Here is a 16,960-nt window from a genome sequence, read left to right as displayed (position 1 = left end):
GAAGTAAAGCACAGGCAATTAAATAGCCCTATTAAAATCAAATTGTTCGAGGTAATCGCCTATTCTGCGTAAGAAGCTACCACCTAAAGCCCCATCAACGACACGGTGGTCGTAACTTAATGATAGAAACATAAAGTGGCGTATTCCGATAACATCACCTTGGGGAGTTTCAATTACAGCCGGTTTTTTCCGGATGGCACCAGTAGCCAGAATTGCAACCTGAGGTTGGTTAATAATTGGAGTTCCCATTACATTACCGAATGTTCCAACATTGGTTAAGGTAAAGGTACCTCCCTGAATTTCATCCGGTTGCAACTTATTAGCTCTTGCTCTTGCAGCAAGGTCGTTCACATTTTTAGTAATACCAACCAAATTTTTCTGATCAGCATTTTTAATAACCGGAACAATTAAATTTCCGCTTGGTAGGGCGGTAGCCATACCAATATTAATATTTTTTCGAACAATGATCTTAGTACCATCTACACTCACATTCACCATTGGGAAATCCTTGATGGCTTTTGTAACTGCCTCAATAAACAAAGGTGTAAACGTTAACTTTTCCTTTTCTCTTTTCTCAAATTCAACTTTTACTTTATCTCTCCATTGCACGATGGAAGTTACATCCACTTCTACAAAAGAGGTAACATGCGGAGAAACATGTTTACTCATTACCATGTGATCGGCAATAAGTTTACGCATGCGATCCATTTCAATGATTTCATCTCCTGCCCCAACAGAAACAGCAGGAGCCTGGATTACAGGAACAGCGGTTTTAGAAGGTTCAATTGGAGGAGTTTTTACGGTTTCAGCAGATGGGGCAACTGATTTAGCAGCAGGAGCAACAGCTTGAACAGCGGCAGTTTTATTTCGGTTAGGAAGGTAGGCCAAAATATCGTTTTTAGTTACTCTTCCTTCTTTACCTGTACCAGAAATAGAATCCAATTCACTCATGGATACCCCTTCTTGTTGAGCAATGCTTCTAACCAATGGAGAATAAAACTTGCCAGAAGTAGAAACTTTTTCAATGGTTTCGCTACTTGCAGTTTGCGCTGTAACTGCGGCTTTTGCTTCGGCAATGGAAGCCGCCTCTTGTGCGGCAGGTGTTTCAGAGGGTGATAGCTCAGCTGAAGGCATTTCGGAACCAATAATGGCAATTACCTTTCCGACCTGAACCACATCACCTTCTTGAAATAATTGCTTAATTAATATACCGGAAGCCGGGGATGGAACCTCGCTGTCTACTTTGTCGGTTGCAATTTCAAGAACGGTTTCGTCGGCTTCAATCCGATCACCTTCTTTTTTTGCCCATTTGATAATAGTTGCCTCGGCTACGCTTTCGCCCATTTTAGGCATAATCATTTCTACCTGTGCCATACGTTAGGAATTCTTGATAAACGGGTGCAAACCTAAGGAAAAATGAAGCCCGTTTCCCAGTTAGATGGAAAAGAATAACTAACAAAACATGAAGAGTTGAAAAATTACTCCTGATAGGCATTGTCGCGAACAGCACTCCAAATCCTGGCTGCTCTGAAAATTCCATAAATAATGAGGGCAACCCCAATCAAAGTTTGATTTTCGAATTTATAAATGGAGGTTAGACTGAGAATTAAGCCTGTTACTACATAAAATACCACCATAAAAATAGAAAACCAAAGAAGATATTTTGACCGACGTTCAGAAAGCATTTTATGGTGGTATTCAGGTTGACAAATGTATAATTAGTTTAATTCAAATCGAATGGGTAATACCAATTTGGTAGGAACATTGGTATTTTCCATTTTACCGGGAATCCAATCAGGCATTATTTTTACTACCCTGGATGCTTCTTTTTCGAAGTTCTTACTTGGAGCCCGAACTACATTAACATCCATTACTTTTCCTTGTTCAGAGACTACAAATTCAACATAGACCAGTCCTTCTATTCCGTTCTCTTTCTCCATTGCAGGGTATTTCAGATTTTTTCGCAAAAATTCAGCCATACCTTTTTCGCCTCCTATAAATTTTGGTTGCTCTGTAAGTTCATACCCTTTGCGCAAAATTGGAGGCTGGGGCTGTTCTTGAAAAGATGATTTTGTTTCTACTGTTATTTCGGCATTTATTTTTCCTTTTTCAGCCCCTGTTTCAGAACCCTGATTTTCGGAAGTAGAAGTTGCGAGGCTTGCCTTTTCTTCTGTCGTATGTACATTTTGCTCTTGAGACTGATCCACAATTACCGGTGGTGTATCTGCAATAGTTCTTTGCTGTTGGGGCTGGGTTTTTGGGAGTTGTTCAGGTTCTTCTATCTCCATCTTAGGAAGAAGAATGCCCGGATCAATAAATACCATTGCTTCCTCCTCCGGCAGTTCTCTTAGTCCAGGTTTAGAAAAGTAATCCGACAATTTGGGAATCAGAATTAATGCACTAATTAAAGCAAGGGATCCAAAAAAACTGATAAAGGTGTTTGGGTTAGTTACTTTTCGGATTTGATAAGCTCCATATGCTTGATTTCGCTTTTCAAAAACCAAGTCGCACCAAGGTTCTGAATAAATGTTGTTGGTTATCATAACAAAAGATTTTTAGGTTATGATGCAACAACGTTGCATTTGCAATTTTATTGTTCAATCTAGGATAATTTTTACCTCACCATGAGAAAAGGTTCGCAAGTGTCCATCAATCTCTACCACTAATTGTCCCAAGGCATTCACTTCTTCAACTTTAACCAGGTGTACTTTATTGTCTAATTCAAGAGATAGCCCCTCCTGTAACCCAAACAAACGTTCAGAATAATTCTTTTGCAGCAATTGGTAGTTAGCAGCTTTCAGTTGAAGGTATCTTTTCTCCACTTGCGACGAAAGTTCTTCAATTACGTTTTGTATAGAATAGGTACAACCTGTGATATTTGCCAATGAAGTGGCTAAGGGTAATTGGCTAAAATCAGTTTGGTTGACATTTAATCCTATTCCAAAAACACAGGCAGACAAAGAAGTTCCCTGCAATTGGTTTTCGATTAATATCCCAGCGATTTTTTTCTTTCTTACCAAGATATCATTGGGCCATTTGATTTGAACCTGTTCGGAAGACAAAATACTTTGAATGGTATCAGCAACCGCCAAAGAAAGAGCCTTATTCAGCCAAAACTGCCCTTGTGCTGACAAAAAGACAGGGTATAATATATAGCTTGCCGTAAGATTCAAACCAGCTTTAGAAAGCCAAGTATTCCCGCGTTGTCCACGTCCTTGGTATTGAATTTCGGCTGTTACCAAACTACCTTCAGGCGGTCTTTTCCCTTTCATCCACTCAAGGGCATAATTGTTGGTAGAGTCGATTTCAGTGAGATGTATCCTGTTTTTACCAATAAATAGTGAAAAGCTCATTCCCTTGTTGTAATTTTGCAAACCTAATGGTCTGGATTTTTACTCCGACAAGAAAATAAAATTAGTTAAGAAAAAGTTTTTAGAAGGAAAAATTAATGCCTCGAAAGAAAAAAACACCGGCTCTGCCCTCTGATCCAACGGAGAAATTGCTAGCCACCATCGTAAAAGGAATTTCTGATAAAAAAGGAAAAGAAATTATTAGTTTAGATTTAAGGAAAACAGGAAGCGGAGTTTGCGATTACTTCGTTATTTGTCATGCAGATAGTACCACTCAAGTGGATGCCATTGGTGGAAATGTGATTGAAGAAGTTAGGAAACTAACCGGAGAAAAACCTTGGCATTCGGAAGGGTTTCAAAACGCAGAATGGATATTGATTGATTATGTTAACATAGTTGTTCATGTATTTCAAACTGAAAAACGCAGCTTTTACAACCTTGAAAAATTATGGGGTGATGCTGAATTGGTAAACTATACCGACGAACCAGAAACAAGCCCTACCCTACCAATAGAAAAACCAAAAACAATTAGAAAAACAACAAAAAAAGCTACTGCCAACTAGGGTTTACCACCCTGTTTGGTTCTAGCAAGTTCAAAGGATTTGTCAATTATGGAAACGAAGAATGGAAAAGGTCCCGGTGACCAAAAATCAAAAAAACCTAAATTCCAATTTAATTTTTATTGGATTTATATCGTTGTTGCCGTTGTATTTCTCGGATTTCAGTTTATAACCCTCACCGAAGGTCCAAAAGAAATTACCTGGAAAAAATTATCTACCGAAATGCTTGCTCCACATGATGTGGATCACATTGTTGTAGTGAATAAGGAAACAGCAGAAATTTATATTAAGCCCGACCGTCTGAAATTAGCCAAATACAAAGATGTAGCCAACAAATCGCTTGGTAATGGCAGCAGTGGCCCACATTATTACTATAACATAGGAACAGTAGAAACTTTCAATTCGGCATTAGAAAAATTCCAAACCAATTTACCTCCTCAAGATCGTGTAAGTATTCAATATGAACCTAGAAAAAACTGGGGTGGAGACATTTTAAGCTGGCTTATCCCATTGGGCCTGATTGTCCTGTTGTGGGTGTTTATCATGCGCAGAATGGGTGGTGGAATGGGTGGTGGAACCCAGATTTTTAACATAGGCCGTTCCAAAGCACAGGTGTTTGATAAGGATAATACTGTCAATATTACATTTGACGATGTAGCCGGTTTAGAAGAAGCTAAATTGGAAATTCGTGAAATTGTTGACTTCCTGAAAAGCCCTCAAAAGTATACCGAACTTGGTGCAAAAATCCCAAAAGGTGCTTTATTGGTTGGACCTCCCGGTACCGGAAAAACCTTGTTAGCCAAAGCGGTTGCAGGTGAAGCTAAAGTTCCTTTTTTCTCTTTGTCCGGTTCCGATTTCGTTGAAATGTTTGTTGGTGTTGGTGCCTCCAGGGTAAGAGACTTATTCCGCCAAGCCAAAGAAAAATCGCCTTGTATCATATTTATTGACGAAATTGATGCCATTGGAAGGGCCAGAGGTAAAAGCATTTCACACGGTGCTAACGATGAAAGAGAAAACACGTTGAACCAATTGCTTACCGAAATGGATGGCTTTGGAACCAATAGCGGTGTTATTATCCTCGCAGCTACCAACCGTGCCGATATTTTAGATAGAGCTTTGATGCGTGCCGGACGTTTTGACCGCCAAATTTATGTGGACATGCCGGATGTAGTGGAACGCCAAGCCATATTCAAAGTTCACCTGAAACCATTAAAATTAGACGATACCGTTGATGTAGAATTTTTAGCTCGCCAAACACCCGGATTTAGTGGAGCTGACATTGCCAACATTTGTAACGAAGCAGCCTTAATAGCGGCAAGACAAGGAAAAAAATCCATTGGCCGTCAGGATTTCCTAGATGCTGTTGACCGCATAGTTGGTGGATTGGAAAAGAAAAATAAAATTATTACCAAACAAGAAAAAGAAGTGATTGCTTACCACGAAGCCGGCCACGCATCGGTTAGTTGGTTGTTGCAATATGCCTCTCCCCTCATCAAAGTTACCATTGTACCCAGAGGACGTTCTTTAGGAGCTGCCTGGTATTTACCGGAAGAAAGACAAATTACTACTACCGAACAATTGCTAGACGAAATGTGCGCAACTTTAGGAGGTAGAGCTGCTGAAGAAATCACTTTCGGAAAAATCTCAACCGGGGCTTTGAGTGATTTGGAAAAAATCACCAAACAAGCCTATGCCATGGTGAGTATCTATGGTTTAAACGAACGTATAGGTAACCTGAGTTTCTATGATAGTTCTGGACAATCGGATTATTCTTTTTCAAAACCTTACAGTGAAAAAACTGCCGAAGCTATTGATGAAGAAGTTCGTTTGATGATTGAAAAAGCTTATGAACGTACTAAGAAAATTCTGAATGACAGCAAAGACAAACTGAAACAACTGGCTGAATTGCTGTTGGAAAAGGAAGTTATTTTCAAAGAAGATTTAGAAAACATTTTCGGCAAACGTCCTTGGGATGAAACTCCGGAACCTCAACCTATTCCAATTGAGAATAAATAACAAATTAAAGGCTGTCTGAAAAGGCGGCCTTTTTTTTTCAGTACTTTATTTTGAAAATACATTTTTAGGCGGGTACCTTCGCAATTGCATTTGTTTTTCAAAAAAGCATTTGGAACGGCTCAGGTCCGGGCTATCCGTTTCAAGTCCTCGCCCCGATTGGGATCGGGGCTGTGGGCTTTCCACTTCTATCCCTACCCGACTCAAGCCCCAACCTGATTGTATTGCCCGGGCTGAAATAGGTTCACTTGGCATGTATTCTCTAATCTTGCTCCTTCAGGTATGGAACAACCGCTTATAAAAAGTTGGGCCGATTGGGTTTGCACCTCGGGCAACGATTGAGGTAAGTAGCCCACAGCAGCACGCGGCGCTAGCCAAGTGCTGCGAGGACTACAACCGAAAGCGTGACCTGAAGCCCACTTGCAGGAAATCCCTTACCGGCACTTCTATTGGAGTGGGCGAAGGGGCCCGCCTAAAAAGACAAAAAAAATCCCATAAATCATGTATAAAAAATAAAATAGTAAAGGCAGAGGCCGAGTAAATATTCTTTTCTTTGCGGGAATGAGTTCGAAAATTGCTCCAATTAGTCTGGGTAGGGCCTATGTGTACATGCATGTGTCCATATTTTTATGGGGATTTACAGGCGTTTTAGGTAAACTGATTGAACTTCCGGAAGTATTATTGATCCTATTTCGTTTGGTAATAACTGTACCAACCTTGGCTTTGGTAGCTTGGCAAAAAGGCAGTTTTTTCATTCCTAATGTAAAGCAAATGAAGTCATTAGCTTTGGTAGGCTGTATATTAATAATTCATTGGATTGGATTTTATGGATCAATTAAATACAGCAATGTTACCGTAGCATTGAGTTGTTTTTCTTCGACTTCCATTTTCACTGCCCTGTTAGAACCGGTGATGTTAGGAAGGCGATTTAGGTGGGACGAGCTATTGTTTGGATCGGTTGTAGCACTAGGTATTGTGTTGATATTCAATTTTCAGGCTGAATTTGGGGTAGGAATTTTATTAGCCATTTTAGCATCTGTAACGGCAGCATTGATGTCGATATTAAACAAAAAACTAGTACCTGATTTACCAGCAGAAGGGATTATGTTTTACGAAATGCTGAGTGGTGGTATTTTTTTGTTGGCTTTATTGCCCATGTATTTAAGTACTTTTCAAACCGACAAACTATATCCAACCCTTCAAGATTGGGGCTATTTAACCTTTTTCAGTTTAGTTTGTACGGTTTTGGCCGGAATACTTTCATTACGAAGTTTAAGCAAACTATCTCCTTTTACCTTGAATTTATCCTTGAATTTAGAGCCAGTTTATGGAATATTGGTAGCCTTTTGGTTGTTTGAAGAACATAAGCAAATGAATTCAGGTTTTTGGATTGGCGGGGGATTAATTTTTCTAACGGTGGTGGTTCATGGTTTTCTAAAATACAGGGAATATTCAAGGAAGAAAACATCTTTAATAAAATAAACCGTGAAAACTTGGAAAGAGAAACAGCAAGAAGGTAATAATACCGAAAGCAAATCTGCATTGGTCTAATGATGCTTTCCACGAATGAGGGAATGAAGTTGAAAAGATAAATAGGGAGATAAAAAGGTGAAATCGGTTGAAATGGTAAAAAGGAGAAAAATAAAACCTATCTTCGCGGCCTCAAAATAAAAAACACCATGGCTAATACTGGAGACATCGGAGTAGGAACGTTTATCCGATTCAATGGCGAACTTTGCCAAATCCTTGAATACCAACACCGCACCCCAGGTAATTTGCGGGCATTCTACCAAGCAAAAATGCGAAACATCCGCACGGGGAAATTGATTGAGAATCGTTTTCGTGCAGGCGAATCGGTAGATGTGGTTCGTGTAGAATACAAAGAGTACCAATACATTTATTCGGAGGGAGAAAACTTCGTTGTAATGGATATTGAGACTTATGATCAAATTTACATTCCGGCTGAATTGTTGGGAGGAAGTTTGGATTTGTTGAAAGAAGGAATCATGGTAAAAGTTTCGTTTGAGGGTGATAATCCGATTACGGCTGAGCCACCCACTTTTGTTGAATTGGAGGTTACCTATACGGAACCTGGTTTAAAAGGAGATACGGCAACCAATACCTTAAAACCAGCCACACTTGAAACCGGTGCAAAAATCAATATTCCTCTTTTCGTTAACCAAGGGGAAAAAATTAAAATCGACACCCGCGACAGATCATACGTTGAAAGGGTAAAATAATACTTAAGAATGCCATGGAAAAAGCTTTTTCATGGCATTTTTTTTATCTTCGAAATCCTTGGAAATTATTCTTGAAAATCTTGGCAAACGGTATAACCAGAACTGGATTTTCAGAGGTTTAACTTGGACCATACCGGCCGGGGAATCTTTGGCTATATTGGGCAACAATGGTTCGGGCAAATCCACCCTACTACAAATGATACTGGGAAGTCAAACCGGTTCGGAGGGAAGTATTCGATTTGTAGATCAATCGGAAGAAATACCTTCTGAAAAAAATTACCGGGTTTGCAGTATTGCCGCTCCCTATTTGGATTTGTTTGAAGAATTAAGTTTGATAGAGAATTTTCAATTTGCCCATCAATTTCATTCGTTGTCGTGCACGCTGAACGATTTTTTGGAAATTACCGGCTTAGCGGCAGCAAAAGAGAGGCAATTGAAGTTTTTTTCTTCGGGTATGAAACAACGTGTCAAATTAGGGCTTGCCTTGTTATCGACAAAACCGGTGGTATTATTAGATGAGCCATGCTCCAATTTGGATGCTGAAGGAATGCAGTGGTATAATCGAATGGTCGCCGATTATCATAAAAACAGAATACTCATTGTAAGTTCCAATTCTGACCCTACGGAAATGGGCTTTTGCAAAACTACTATAGATATTCGAAACTATAAAAACAATGGATAAGGTTTACCTAACTGAATGCCCTCGTGATGCCATGCAAGGGATTAAGGAATTTATTCCAACCGAAACCAAAATCAATTATCTGAATTTGCTGCTTAAATGTGGTTTTGATATACTTGACTTTGGAAGTTTTGTATCTCCAAAAGCCATTCCCCAATTGCAGGACACGGCGGAAGTGCTGGATAGTTTGGATTTATCCAACTCCAATACCGAGTTATTGTCCATAGTTCTCAATGAGAGAGGGGCAAAAGACGCACTGCAATATTCAGAAATATCTTATTTAGGCCTACCCTTTAGTATATCTGAAACTTTCCAGCAACGCAATGGAAATTCATCTATTGAAGAAAACTTACAGCGTTTGGAGCAAATTCAAAACCTGGCAGTGAAGGCAAATCGCAATTTATTGGTATATATTTCCATGGCTTTTGGAAATCCTTACGGCGACCCTTGGAACACCGAAATAGCCCTACAATGGACAGAACGGATATCGAAGATGGGAATTGAATACATTTCCCTTGCTGATACCATAGGAAGTTCTACACCGGAATCTATATCCTACATGTTCAAAGCCTTGATACCGGCATTTCCAAAAGTAAAATTCGGAGCCCATTTGCATACAACACCTGATAAATGGGAAGAAAAAGTTGAAGCTGCATATAACAATGGAGTTAGGAGATTTGACGGGGCTTTAAAAGGGTTTGGAGGATGTCCGATGGCATCGGATAAACTTACCGGGAATATGCCAACAGAGAACCTCTATTCATGGATTAACAACCATGATTCCGTTTATTGGTTAGATCCCAGTGCATTTGGAGAAGCCATGGCTGTTGCCAACGAAATTTTCACTCAATACCATTAATATGTTTTCGCTAGTAATTCACGGTGGAGCCGGCACCATAACAAGGGCAGCCATGTCGCCCGAAAAAGAATTGGCCTATAAGCAAGCGTTGGACCAGGCCTTACAAGTGGGAGAGAACATTCTTCGTGAAGGAGGAACTGCTTTAGATGCTGTTGAAAAGGTGGCTATTTCACTGGAAGATTGTGAGTTATTTAATGCGGGTCGAGGATCAGTATTTACTGCGGAAGGCAAACATGAAATGGATGCATGTATCATGCGAGGTGACAACTTAGAAGCAGGAGCGGTTGCAGGGATTTCCAATGTTAAAAATCCGGTACAACTTGCCAGGGCAATTATGGAGAAATCGGAACATGTATTTTTAACCGGACAAGGAGCTTTGGAATTTGCCAAAATCAATGGAATAGCTATGGAACCTGATGCGTATTTCTATTCCGCCTTTCGTTATGAGCAGTGGCAGGAGGCAAAAGCCGATGGAAAGATACAATTAGACCATACCGAAAAAAAGTTTGGAACGATTGGTGCTGTAGCGTTGGATCAATATGGAAATTTAGCAGCCTCTACCAGTACAGGGGGAATGACCAACAAACGTTGGGGAAGGGTTGGAGATAGTCCCATGGTTGGTGCAGGAACTTATGCTAACAACCGAAGTGCTGCAATCTCCTGCACCGGCCACGGTGAATTTTTCATTCGCGGAGTAGTAGCATACGATGTAGCATGTTTAATAGAATATCAGGGACTACGGTTACAAGAAGCCTGTGAAAAGGTTATTTTAGACAAAATGGTCAAGCTGGGTGGGGAAGGCGGTTTAGTGGGTGTTGATAGCCAAGGCAATACCGCCATGGTATTTAATTCAGAAGGAATGTACAGAGGAATGGTAACCCATAATACCAAGCGGACAGTTTTAATTTATTCAGATTCAAACTAAAGAAAACAGTTTATTTGCACATTGATTATACACATGAAAAAAGCACTTTTTTTACCAATTATGATTTTTTTATTCTCTTGCGGAGGTTCAGGTAATGACCAAGGGCAAGGTGTTCCAAGTCCTGACAATGCTTTTGCTATTCTAAAGGAAAACTTTATTAATGACTTATGGAAGATGTATCCAACATGGGCCAGTTCGCAAGGTTATCACCAATATGATCATTTATTGGTACCCTATGATGAAGCATTCCGAGTTAAGGAAGCAGAATTTGTAAAATCCTGGCAGGAGAAATTGAACCAATATGACCCGGCACAATTGAGTCCGGCAGATCGTACCGATTACTTTATGATTAAGAACCAATTGGAGTCGACCGGATTTTATGCGCAAGAGTTTAAATCCTATGAATGGGATCCAAGCTATTACAATGTTGGTAGTGCTTTTGGAGAAATTATTAATGGAAGTTATGCTCCATTAAACCAGCGGATGAAAAGCGTTTTAGAAAAGCTTAACGGTGTTCCTGCCTATTATGAAAATGCCAAGAAGCAGCTCAAAAACCCAACGTTGGAGCATACGGAATTAGCTATAAGTCAAAACAGAGGAAGCATGGGCTTATTTAATTCTGCCTTGTTAGACAGTTGTAAAGTTGCCCAATTTACAGCCGAAGAAACCACCACTTTTGAAGCCAGGATGAAATTAGCATTGGCAGCCATAGAAGGTTATGCCAACTGGTTGGAAAAGGAAGTTAAGCCTGGCTTAGCCAAATCAGGCAAATCATTCCGAATTGGAAAAGAAATGTTTGAGAAAAAATTTGCTTACGACATTCAGAGCAAGTATAAAGCAGAAGAAATTTATCAAATTGCCATTCAACACAAGAAGGAATTGCATGGAGAAATGTACAAGCTTACCACGCAAATGTGGAGCAAGTATTTTCAAAAGGAAAAAATGCCAACGGATTCTTTAGTTGCCATCCGACAAATGATAGACAAACTTTCATTAAAGCATAGCAAACCTGAGAATTTCCAGCAGGACATAGAAAAGCAAATTCCACAGTTAGCCCAATTTGTGAAGGATAAAAATTTATTATACCTGGATCCATCCAAACCATTAGAAGTTCGAAAAGAACCGGCGTACATGGCAGGGGTTGCAGGAGCATCCATCAGTGCTCCTGGTCCTTATGACAAAGATGCCAAAACATACTACAATGTAGGCTCATTGGCCTCCTATTCGAAAGAAAAAGCAGAAAGTTACTTACGTGAATATAACGATTACATACTCCAAATATTAAACATACACGAGGCTATTCCCGGACATTATGCCCAATTGGTTTACAGCAATCAAAGTCCGAGTTTGGTAAAGGCCATTTTAGGAAATGGAGCTATGGTTGAAGGTTGGGCAGTATACACTGAACGAATGATGATTGAAAACGGTTATGGAAATAACGAACCGGAAATGTGGCTAATGTACTACAAATGGAACCTGAGGGCCACCTGTAATACCATTTTGGACTATGGTATTCATTGTTTAAATATGTCAGAGCAAGATGCTATGGATTTAATGATGCGCCAAGGTTTTCAACAGGAGGCGGAGGCCCAGGGTAAATGGAGAAGGGCAACATTAACCCAGGTACAATTGTCGAGTTATTTCACCGGGTTTAGTGAGATTTACGAATTCAGGGAAGATTTAAAAAAGGAGCAAGGAAAAGATTTCAGCTTAAAAGCATTTCATGAAAAGTTTTTAAGCTATGGTTCAGCACCAGTGAAATTTGTGAGGGAATTGATGGAAATGGAAAAGGGAGAATGATACATTCTCCCTTTTTATACTTAGGTTAATACTTACTTAAGCAGTAGCAAGCTTTTCTTCTTCTATTCGAATTACTTCGGATAGGGTTTTAAGAAGTCTGTTATGTTTTTTAACGAAAGGATTGGTGGTATCCCAAACGTATCCTGCAAGGACCGAACAAATTTGATTTTTGAATTCAGGTTTAGTATTCGATGCAAAGAAAATGTCTTGCAAAGTTCCATCATACCATCCTGCAACGTAGGAGCGAAAAGTATTGATACCTTGTTGGCAATGTTCCACGTAATCCTTTTCCCAGTCAACTTCCTGACCTTGAAGGAATTTACATACGGCACGAGCTGCTGTTGCACCACTTTCAGTAGCCAAGGTTACACCGGAAGAGAACACCGGATCTAAGAATTCAGTTGCATTTCCGGTTAATACAAATCCTTTATCATAGAATTTGGTACTTCCGATGGAATATCCTTCAATTGTTTGAGTTTCCAGGGCTAGTTTACAATCCCTAAAACGATCTCTGGTATTCACATCACTTTCCAACATGGCTCTTAATTTATCTTCCATGGTATTTCCGGGGTAGTCATTAAAATAGTGAGGTTCACCTACAAAACCAACCGAAGTTATACCATTGGAAAATGGTATTATCCAAATCCAAACATCCACCTTATGAGCTACAACGGTTATCCGGAATCCATCTTCCCCTTCCGGCCTTTTATGGTCTATAAAGTGTGCGAACAATGCTTTTCTTGGGGGGAAGGAGGAAGGTTTATCTAAACCGAACAACCTTGGAATAACCCTTCCATACCCACTAGCATCAATGATGTATTTTGCTTCAATGGTTTTAGAGTTTCCATCCTTATCTACCACCGTTGTTATAGAATCGGTGCCATTGATTTTAATATCCGTAACTCCGTGTTCGAACCATACCGGAATTCCTTGCTTTTCAATTTCTGTTGCGAGCACCTGATCAAAATGAGCGCGAGGAACTTGCCAGGTCCATTTCCAACCTTCGGTAAATTGATCAGCAAAGGTAAAGGTGCATACTTTGCCATCCTTAACGAATTTGGCACCAAATTTCTGTTGATAGCCTTGTTCTTTAACAGCGTCCAATAATCCGGCAGCCTCCAGATGTTCCATACACCGAGGAAGTAAACTTTCTCCAATTACAAAACGTGGAAATTTTTGCTTTTCTACCACCGTAACGTTGAACCCTTCTTTTTTACAAATTCCGGCAGCAACACATCCTGAAGGTCCTGCTCCAATGATTAAAATATCGGTCTTATGCATATTCAAACTTCTGAAGAGCAAAATAACATAAAGAAAAAATTAGATTCTTCGATAAGTCCACGATTTTTGAATGCAACCCATAATTTAGAATCATTTAAAATAAGTAAGCCGGGGTTATCAACAAACATAGGGTGGAAGATTGAAAATTACAATAAGCTTCATTTACAAACCATTTCTACTTTAGCCATATGAAGCACATTCATTTTATAGCAATTGGAGGAGCAGCGATGCATAACCTAGCTTTGGCATTGCATGAAAAAGGATATAAAGTTACCGGCAGTGATGATGAAATAAATGACCCATCCAAAAGCCGATTAGCTGCGAAAGATTTATTACCGGAACAAATAGGTTGGTTCCCGGAGAAAATTGAAGCCGGCCCGGATGAAGTCATTTTAGGAATGCATGCCCGAAAAGACAACCCGGAATTAATTAAAGCCCTAGAGCTTGGAATAAGGGTATTTTCATATCCCGAATATTTATACGAACAAACCAAGGATAAAAAACGAATAGTTGTTGGTGGAAGTCATGGAAAAACCAGCATTACTGCCATGATTATGCATTGCTTACGCAGCAACAGGGTAGATTTCGACTACATGGTTGGTTCACAAGTACAAGGTTTCGATACCATGGTCAGTTTAAATAACACTTCCAGGCTGGCTGTTTTTGAAGGTGACGAATACCTGACCTCACCAATTGATTTAAGGCCCAAGTTCCATTTATACAAACCACATTTTGCCATTATCAGCGGAATTGCCTGGGATCATATTAATGTATTTCCGACGTTTGATAATTATGTGGATCAATTCAGACAATTTATTCATTTAATAGAACCCCATGGGAAATTGGCATTTTGCCAGGACGACCCGGTTTTAGCGCAACTTTGTCAGGAAGACTTTTCATCGATTCAGGTTTTTCCATATTCGGCGCATCCCCACCAAATTATTGATGGAAAAACATACCTTATTACACCGGAAGGAGCTAAGGTTGGTTTAAAAATTTTTGGATACCACAATTTAATGAATTTAGAAGCGGCCCGACTAGCTTGCGTGGATGCCGGATTAACTAAGGAGCAGTTCTATAATGCCATTGCAGGATTTACAGGTGCTGCCAGGCGATTGGAATGGATGGGAGGCACTGAAACCATGGATGTTTACCGTGATTTCGCCCATTCTCCATCCAAGTTAAAGGCCACCACGGATGCTGTAAAAGCCCAATTCCCATATCGCACCTTGGTAGCCTGTATGGAACTTCATACTTTTAGTTCCTTGAATGAGAATTTCTTGAACGAATATGCCGGTTCCATGGATTTAGCCGATATTGCCGTGGTTTATTTCAATCCACATACCATCGCTCATAAAAAGCTAAAGCCCATAACACCTGCTCAGGTTAAAGAAGCTTTTAAACGAACCGACCTCCAAGTTTTTACCGATAGTCAATTATTAAAAGACTTTCTTATTTCAAAAAACTATGGCCATTCAAATCTCCTATTGATGAGTTCAGGAACCTTTGATGGCATCGATATCAAGCAACTTGCTTCCGAACTAAAATCCTAAGGAGATGTATTACATCAAACTTTTCCTTGGCCCTATATTATTCGTTTTGGTTGGTTTCATTATTCAACCTACAGGAAAGGCTGAAGCAGATTATACAGCCGGAATAGCCTGTTGGATGGCCGCTTGGTGGATGGTTGAAGTGGTTCATTTGATGGTCACCTCTTTTTTACCTATAATTATGTTTCCCCTATTGGGAATTGCAGACTCGAAAATCATTGCAGCCCAATACATGGACCAGGTAATATTCCTTTTTATTGGTGGTTTTATCATGGGTTTTGCAATTGAAAAAACAGGCTTACATAAACGCATAGCATTCGGGATAATGGGAAAAATCGGGTCTAATCCTACCGGATTACTAGCAGCAGTAATGCTTTCAGCGTACCTGATTTCCAATTGGATAAGCAACACCGCCACCACCATGCTATTACTTTCCGCGGTTACTTCAATTGTTAGTAATTTAGGATTAGAACCGGGAGGGAAAAGCAGTTATCCATCGGCTTTATTAATAGGTCTGGCCTATTCAGCTTCCATCGGAGGAATGGCAACTTTAGTCGGAACCCCACCCAACATGGTTTTTATGGGTTTTTATAATGAACATTTTCCAAATCAAATGGAAATGGATTTTCTAAAATGGTCCAGTTTAGGTTTTCCAATTTCCTTGCTTTTGTTAGGCTTTACTTTTGGGGTTCTGTGGTTGTTTTTTATTCGAAAGGAGGCAGTAAAACATTTCAAAATTTCTGAAAGAAAACTTGAACCGGAAAAATGGAGTCCGGAGGAAAAAGTGGTTGCTATGGTATTTTTTGCAGCTGCATTTTTATGGTTAACACGATCAGACATTGAAATTGCATCTGTTTCGTGGAAAGGATGGAGTCGATTATTTCCCAAAGATTTTGTTCAGGATAGTACAGTTGCCATGTTAGCCTCCTTGGTTTTAATGGCTTTACCGGTATTTCACCGCGGTGAAGATTCCGAAACTTCTTCCAGGTTTCGCCCAATACTCCAATTTAGTGATGTGAAAGGTTTACCCTTTGATATTATTTTACTTTTTGGAAGTGGATTTGCACTCTCCAAGGGATTTGAAATTTCAGGTTTAAGTAATTGGCTAGCCTCCCAACTGGTAGTATTCAAAGGCACATCTTTAATTCTATTGTTGATTGGATTATGCCTCTTGGTAACCATAATTAGTGAATTTGCTTCCAATGTAGCTAGCATACAATTGGTTCTACCCATATTACTTCCACTTGCATCTGTTTTGGGAGTAGACCCCTTGGTTTTGATGATACCGGCCACCTTATCGGCATCGCTTGGGTTTATGTTACCGGTGGCCACAGCACCCAATACCATCGTTTTTGGTACCGGATTTATCCGAACCAAAGAAATGATGAAAGTAGGATGGTTAATTGACTTGGGAGGAATTGTAATCATTTCGTTAATTTCCTGGCTTACCTTCAAGGGATAACATCCTTGATTATTTTTGTTTTATGTCAAATCGAAGAAATTTTATTAAATCCATTCCGGTATTGGGTGCAGGTTTAGCCATTAGCGGGAGTGATGCATTGGCCTTAAATGCTCCCATTCATGTGCATAAAAGACGAAATTTCAGAATAGCACACTTGACCGACATTCATGTTGAACCGGGATCTGTTGCGCCAAAAGGCATGGCAAAAGCTCTTCAAAAAGCCCAAACCTTACCTGACAAG

16 protein-coding genes are annotated in these 16,960 nt (G+C 39.8%); 11 read left to right on the top strand and 5 right to left on the bottom strand.

Translation table 11 applies throughout. The annotated features are described in order from the left end of the window. Positions 1-18 precede the first annotated feature (18 nt). The 4 genes from K1X82_05275 to K1X82_05260 all read right to left on the bottom strand — a co-directional run bounded on the left by K1X82_05275 (position 19) and on the right by K1X82_05260 (position 3,353). On the bottom strand, positions 19-1,374 hold the full coding sequence (locus K1X82_05275; GenBank protein ID MBX7181502.1) for a 2-oxo acid dehydrogenase subunit E2: 1,356 nt from the start codon (positions 1,372-1,374) through the stop codon (positions 19-21). A gap of 104 nt (positions 1,375-1,478) precedes the next feature. Further along, complete coding sequence (locus tag K1X82_05270) at positions 1,479-1,685, bottom strand: hypothetical protein (GenBank protein ID MBX7181501.1); 207 nt, start codon at positions 1,683-1,685, stop codon at positions 1,479-1,481. 33 nt (positions 1,686-1,718) lie between these two features. Beyond that, positions 1,719-2,543, bottom strand: coding sequence for a TonB family protein (locus tag K1X82_05265; GenBank protein ID MBX7181500.1), 825 nt, complete (start codon positions 2,541-2,543; stop codon positions 1,719-1,721). Between the two features lie 54 nt (positions 2,544-2,597). Beyond that, positions 2,598-3,353 (bottom strand): biotin--[acetyl-CoA-carboxylase] ligase, encoded by a 756-nt coding sequence (locus K1X82_05260; GenBank protein ID MBX7181499.1) that lies wholly within the window; start codon positions 3,351-3,353, stop codon positions 2,598-2,600. 95 nt (positions 3,354-3,448) lie between these two features. Between K1X82_05260 and rsfS the strand changes: the two genes are divergently transcribed. From rsfS to K1X82_05220, 8 genes are all read left to right on the top strand, one after another. Beyond that, entirely contained in the window at positions 3,449-3,913 is a 465-nt protein-coding gene (rsfS, locus tag K1X82_05255; protein ID MBX7181498.1) for a ribosome silencing factor, read from the top strand. Positions 3,914-3,961: 48 nt separating this feature from the next. Beyond that, the gene (ftsH, locus tag K1X82_05250) at positions 3,962-5,926 is read left to right on the top strand and encodes an ATP-dependent zinc metalloprotease FtsH (protein MBX7181497.1); all 1,965 of its coding nucleotides are present in this window, start codon (positions 3,962-3,964) and stop codon (positions 5,924-5,926) included. Positions 5,927-6,484: 558 nt separating this feature from the next. Continuing rightward, a complete protein-coding gene (locus K1X82_05245) occupies positions 6,485-7,405 on the top strand; it encodes a DMT family transporter (GenBank protein MBX7181496.1) in 921 nt (306 codons plus the stop codon). Between the two features lie 197 nt (positions 7,406-7,602). Continuing rightward, a complete protein-coding gene (efp, locus tag K1X82_05240; protein ID MBX7181495.1) occupies positions 7,603-8,163 on the top strand; it encodes an elongation factor P in 561 nt (186 codons plus the stop codon). A 58-nt stretch (positions 8,164-8,221) separates the two neighbouring features. After that, entirely contained in the window at positions 8,222-8,845 is a 624-nt protein-coding gene (locus K1X82_05235) for an ATP-binding cassette domain-containing protein (protein MBX7181494.1), read from the top strand. Beyond that, positions 8,838-9,701: a hydroxymethylglutaryl-CoA lyase gene (locus tag K1X82_05230; GenBank protein ID MBX7181493.1), complete on the top strand. Its 864-nt coding sequence runs from the start codon at positions 8,838-8,840 to the stop codon at positions 9,699-9,701. The genes K1X82_05235 and K1X82_05230 overlap by 8 nt, the downstream gene beginning before the upstream one ends. Further along, entirely contained in the window at positions 9,697-10,626 is a 930-nt protein-coding gene (locus tag K1X82_05225; GenBank protein ID MBX7181492.1) for an isoaspartyl peptidase/L-asparaginase, read from the top strand. Before K1X82_05230 ends, K1X82_05225 begins: the two co-directional genes overlap by 5 nt. A gap of 33 nt (positions 10,627-10,659) precedes the next feature. Next, on the top strand, positions 10,660-12,426 hold the full coding sequence (locus K1X82_05220) for a DUF885 domain-containing protein (protein MBX7181491.1): 1,767 nt from the start codon (positions 10,660-10,662) through the stop codon (positions 12,424-12,426). A 36-nt stretch (positions 12,427-12,462) separates the two neighbouring features. Here the strand turns inward: K1X82_05220 and K1X82_05215 are convergent, their stop codons facing one another. Then, entirely contained in the window at positions 12,463-13,713 is a 1,251-nt protein-coding gene (locus K1X82_05215; protein MBX7181490.1) for a tryptophan 7-halogenase, read from the bottom strand. 182 nt (positions 13,714-13,895) lie between these two features. On the opposite strand from K1X82_05215, the gene K1X82_05210 reads away from it, so the two are divergent. The 3 genes from K1X82_05210 to K1X82_05200 all read left to right on the top strand — a co-directional run. Continuing rightward, positions 13,896-15,260 (top strand): peptidoglycan synthetase, encoded by a 1,365-nt coding sequence (locus K1X82_05210; GenBank protein ID MBX7181489.1) that lies wholly within the window; start codon positions 13,896-13,898, stop codon positions 15,258-15,260. Between the two features lie 4 nt (positions 15,261-15,264). Further along, positions 15,265-16,719 carry a DASS family sodium-coupled anion symporter gene (locus tag K1X82_05205; GenBank protein ID MBX7181488.1) on the top strand — a complete coding sequence of 485 codons (1,455 nt, stop codon included), beginning with the start codon at positions 15,265-15,267 and terminating at the stop codon, positions 16,717-16,719. A 22-nt stretch (positions 16,720-16,741) separates the two neighbouring features. After that, positions 16,742-16,960 (top strand): metallophosphoesterase (locus K1X82_05200; protein MBX7181487.1); only part of this gene is annotated, 219 nt, incomplete at its 3' end.

This window comes from Bacteroidia bacterium, assembly GCA_019695265.1.
Lineage (GTDB): Bacteria > Bacteroidota > Bacteroidia > JAIBAJ01 > JAIBAJ01 > JAIBAJ01.
The sequence above is the reverse complement of the archived record's forward strand: the minus strand, read 5'-3'. Positions and strand labels throughout refer to the sequence as shown.

What these genes read in the sequence shown, in the direction of transcription:
- K1X82_05230 (MBX7181493.1), top strand. Translation starts at nt 8,838, where the DNA reads ATGGATAAGGTTTACCTAACTGAATGCCCTCGTGATGCCATGCAAGGG.
- efp (MBX7181495.1), top strand. Translation starts at nt 7,603, where the DNA reads ATGGCTAATACTGGAGACATCGGAGTAGGAACGTTTATCCGATTCAAT.
- K1X82_05205 (MBX7181488.1), top strand. Translation starts at nt 15,265, where the DNA reads ATGTATTACATCAAACTTTTCCTTGGCCCTATATTATTCGTTTTGGTT.
- K1X82_05210 (MBX7181489.1), top strand. Translation starts at nt 13,896, where the DNA reads ATGAAGCACATTCATTTTATAGCAATTGGAGGAGCAGCGATGCATAAC.
- K1X82_05275 (MBX7181502.1), bottom strand. Translation starts at nt 1,374, where the DNA reads ATGGCACAGGTAGAAATGATTATGCCTAAAATGGGCGAAAGCGTAGCC.
- K1X82_05270 (MBX7181501.1), bottom strand. Translation starts at nt 1,685, where the DNA reads ATGCTTTCTGAACGTCGGTCAAAATATCTTCTTTGGTTTTCTATTTTT.
- rsfS (MBX7181498.1), top strand. Translation starts at nt 3,449, where the DNA reads ATGCCTCGAAAGAAAAAAACACCGGCTCTGCCCTCTGATCCAACGGAG.
- K1X82_05220 (MBX7181491.1), top strand. Translation starts at nt 10,660, where the DNA reads ATGAAAAAAGCACTTTTTTTACCAATTATGATTTTTTTATTCTCTTGC.
- K1X82_05245 (MBX7181496.1), top strand. Translation starts at nt 6,485, where the DNA reads ATGAGTTCGAAAATTGCTCCAATTAGTCTGGGTAGGGCCTATGTGTAC.
- ftsH (MBX7181497.1), top strand. Translation starts at nt 3,962, where the DNA reads ATGGAAACGAAGAATGGAAAAGGTCCCGGTGACCAAAAATCAAAAAAA.
- K1X82_05265 (MBX7181500.1), bottom strand. Translation starts at nt 2,543, where the DNA reads ATGATAACCAACAACATTTATTCAGAACCTTGGTGCGACTTGGTTTTT.
- K1X82_05260 (MBX7181499.1), bottom strand. Translation starts at nt 3,353, where the DNA reads ATGAGCTTTTCACTATTTATTGGTAAAAACAGGATACATCTCACTGAA.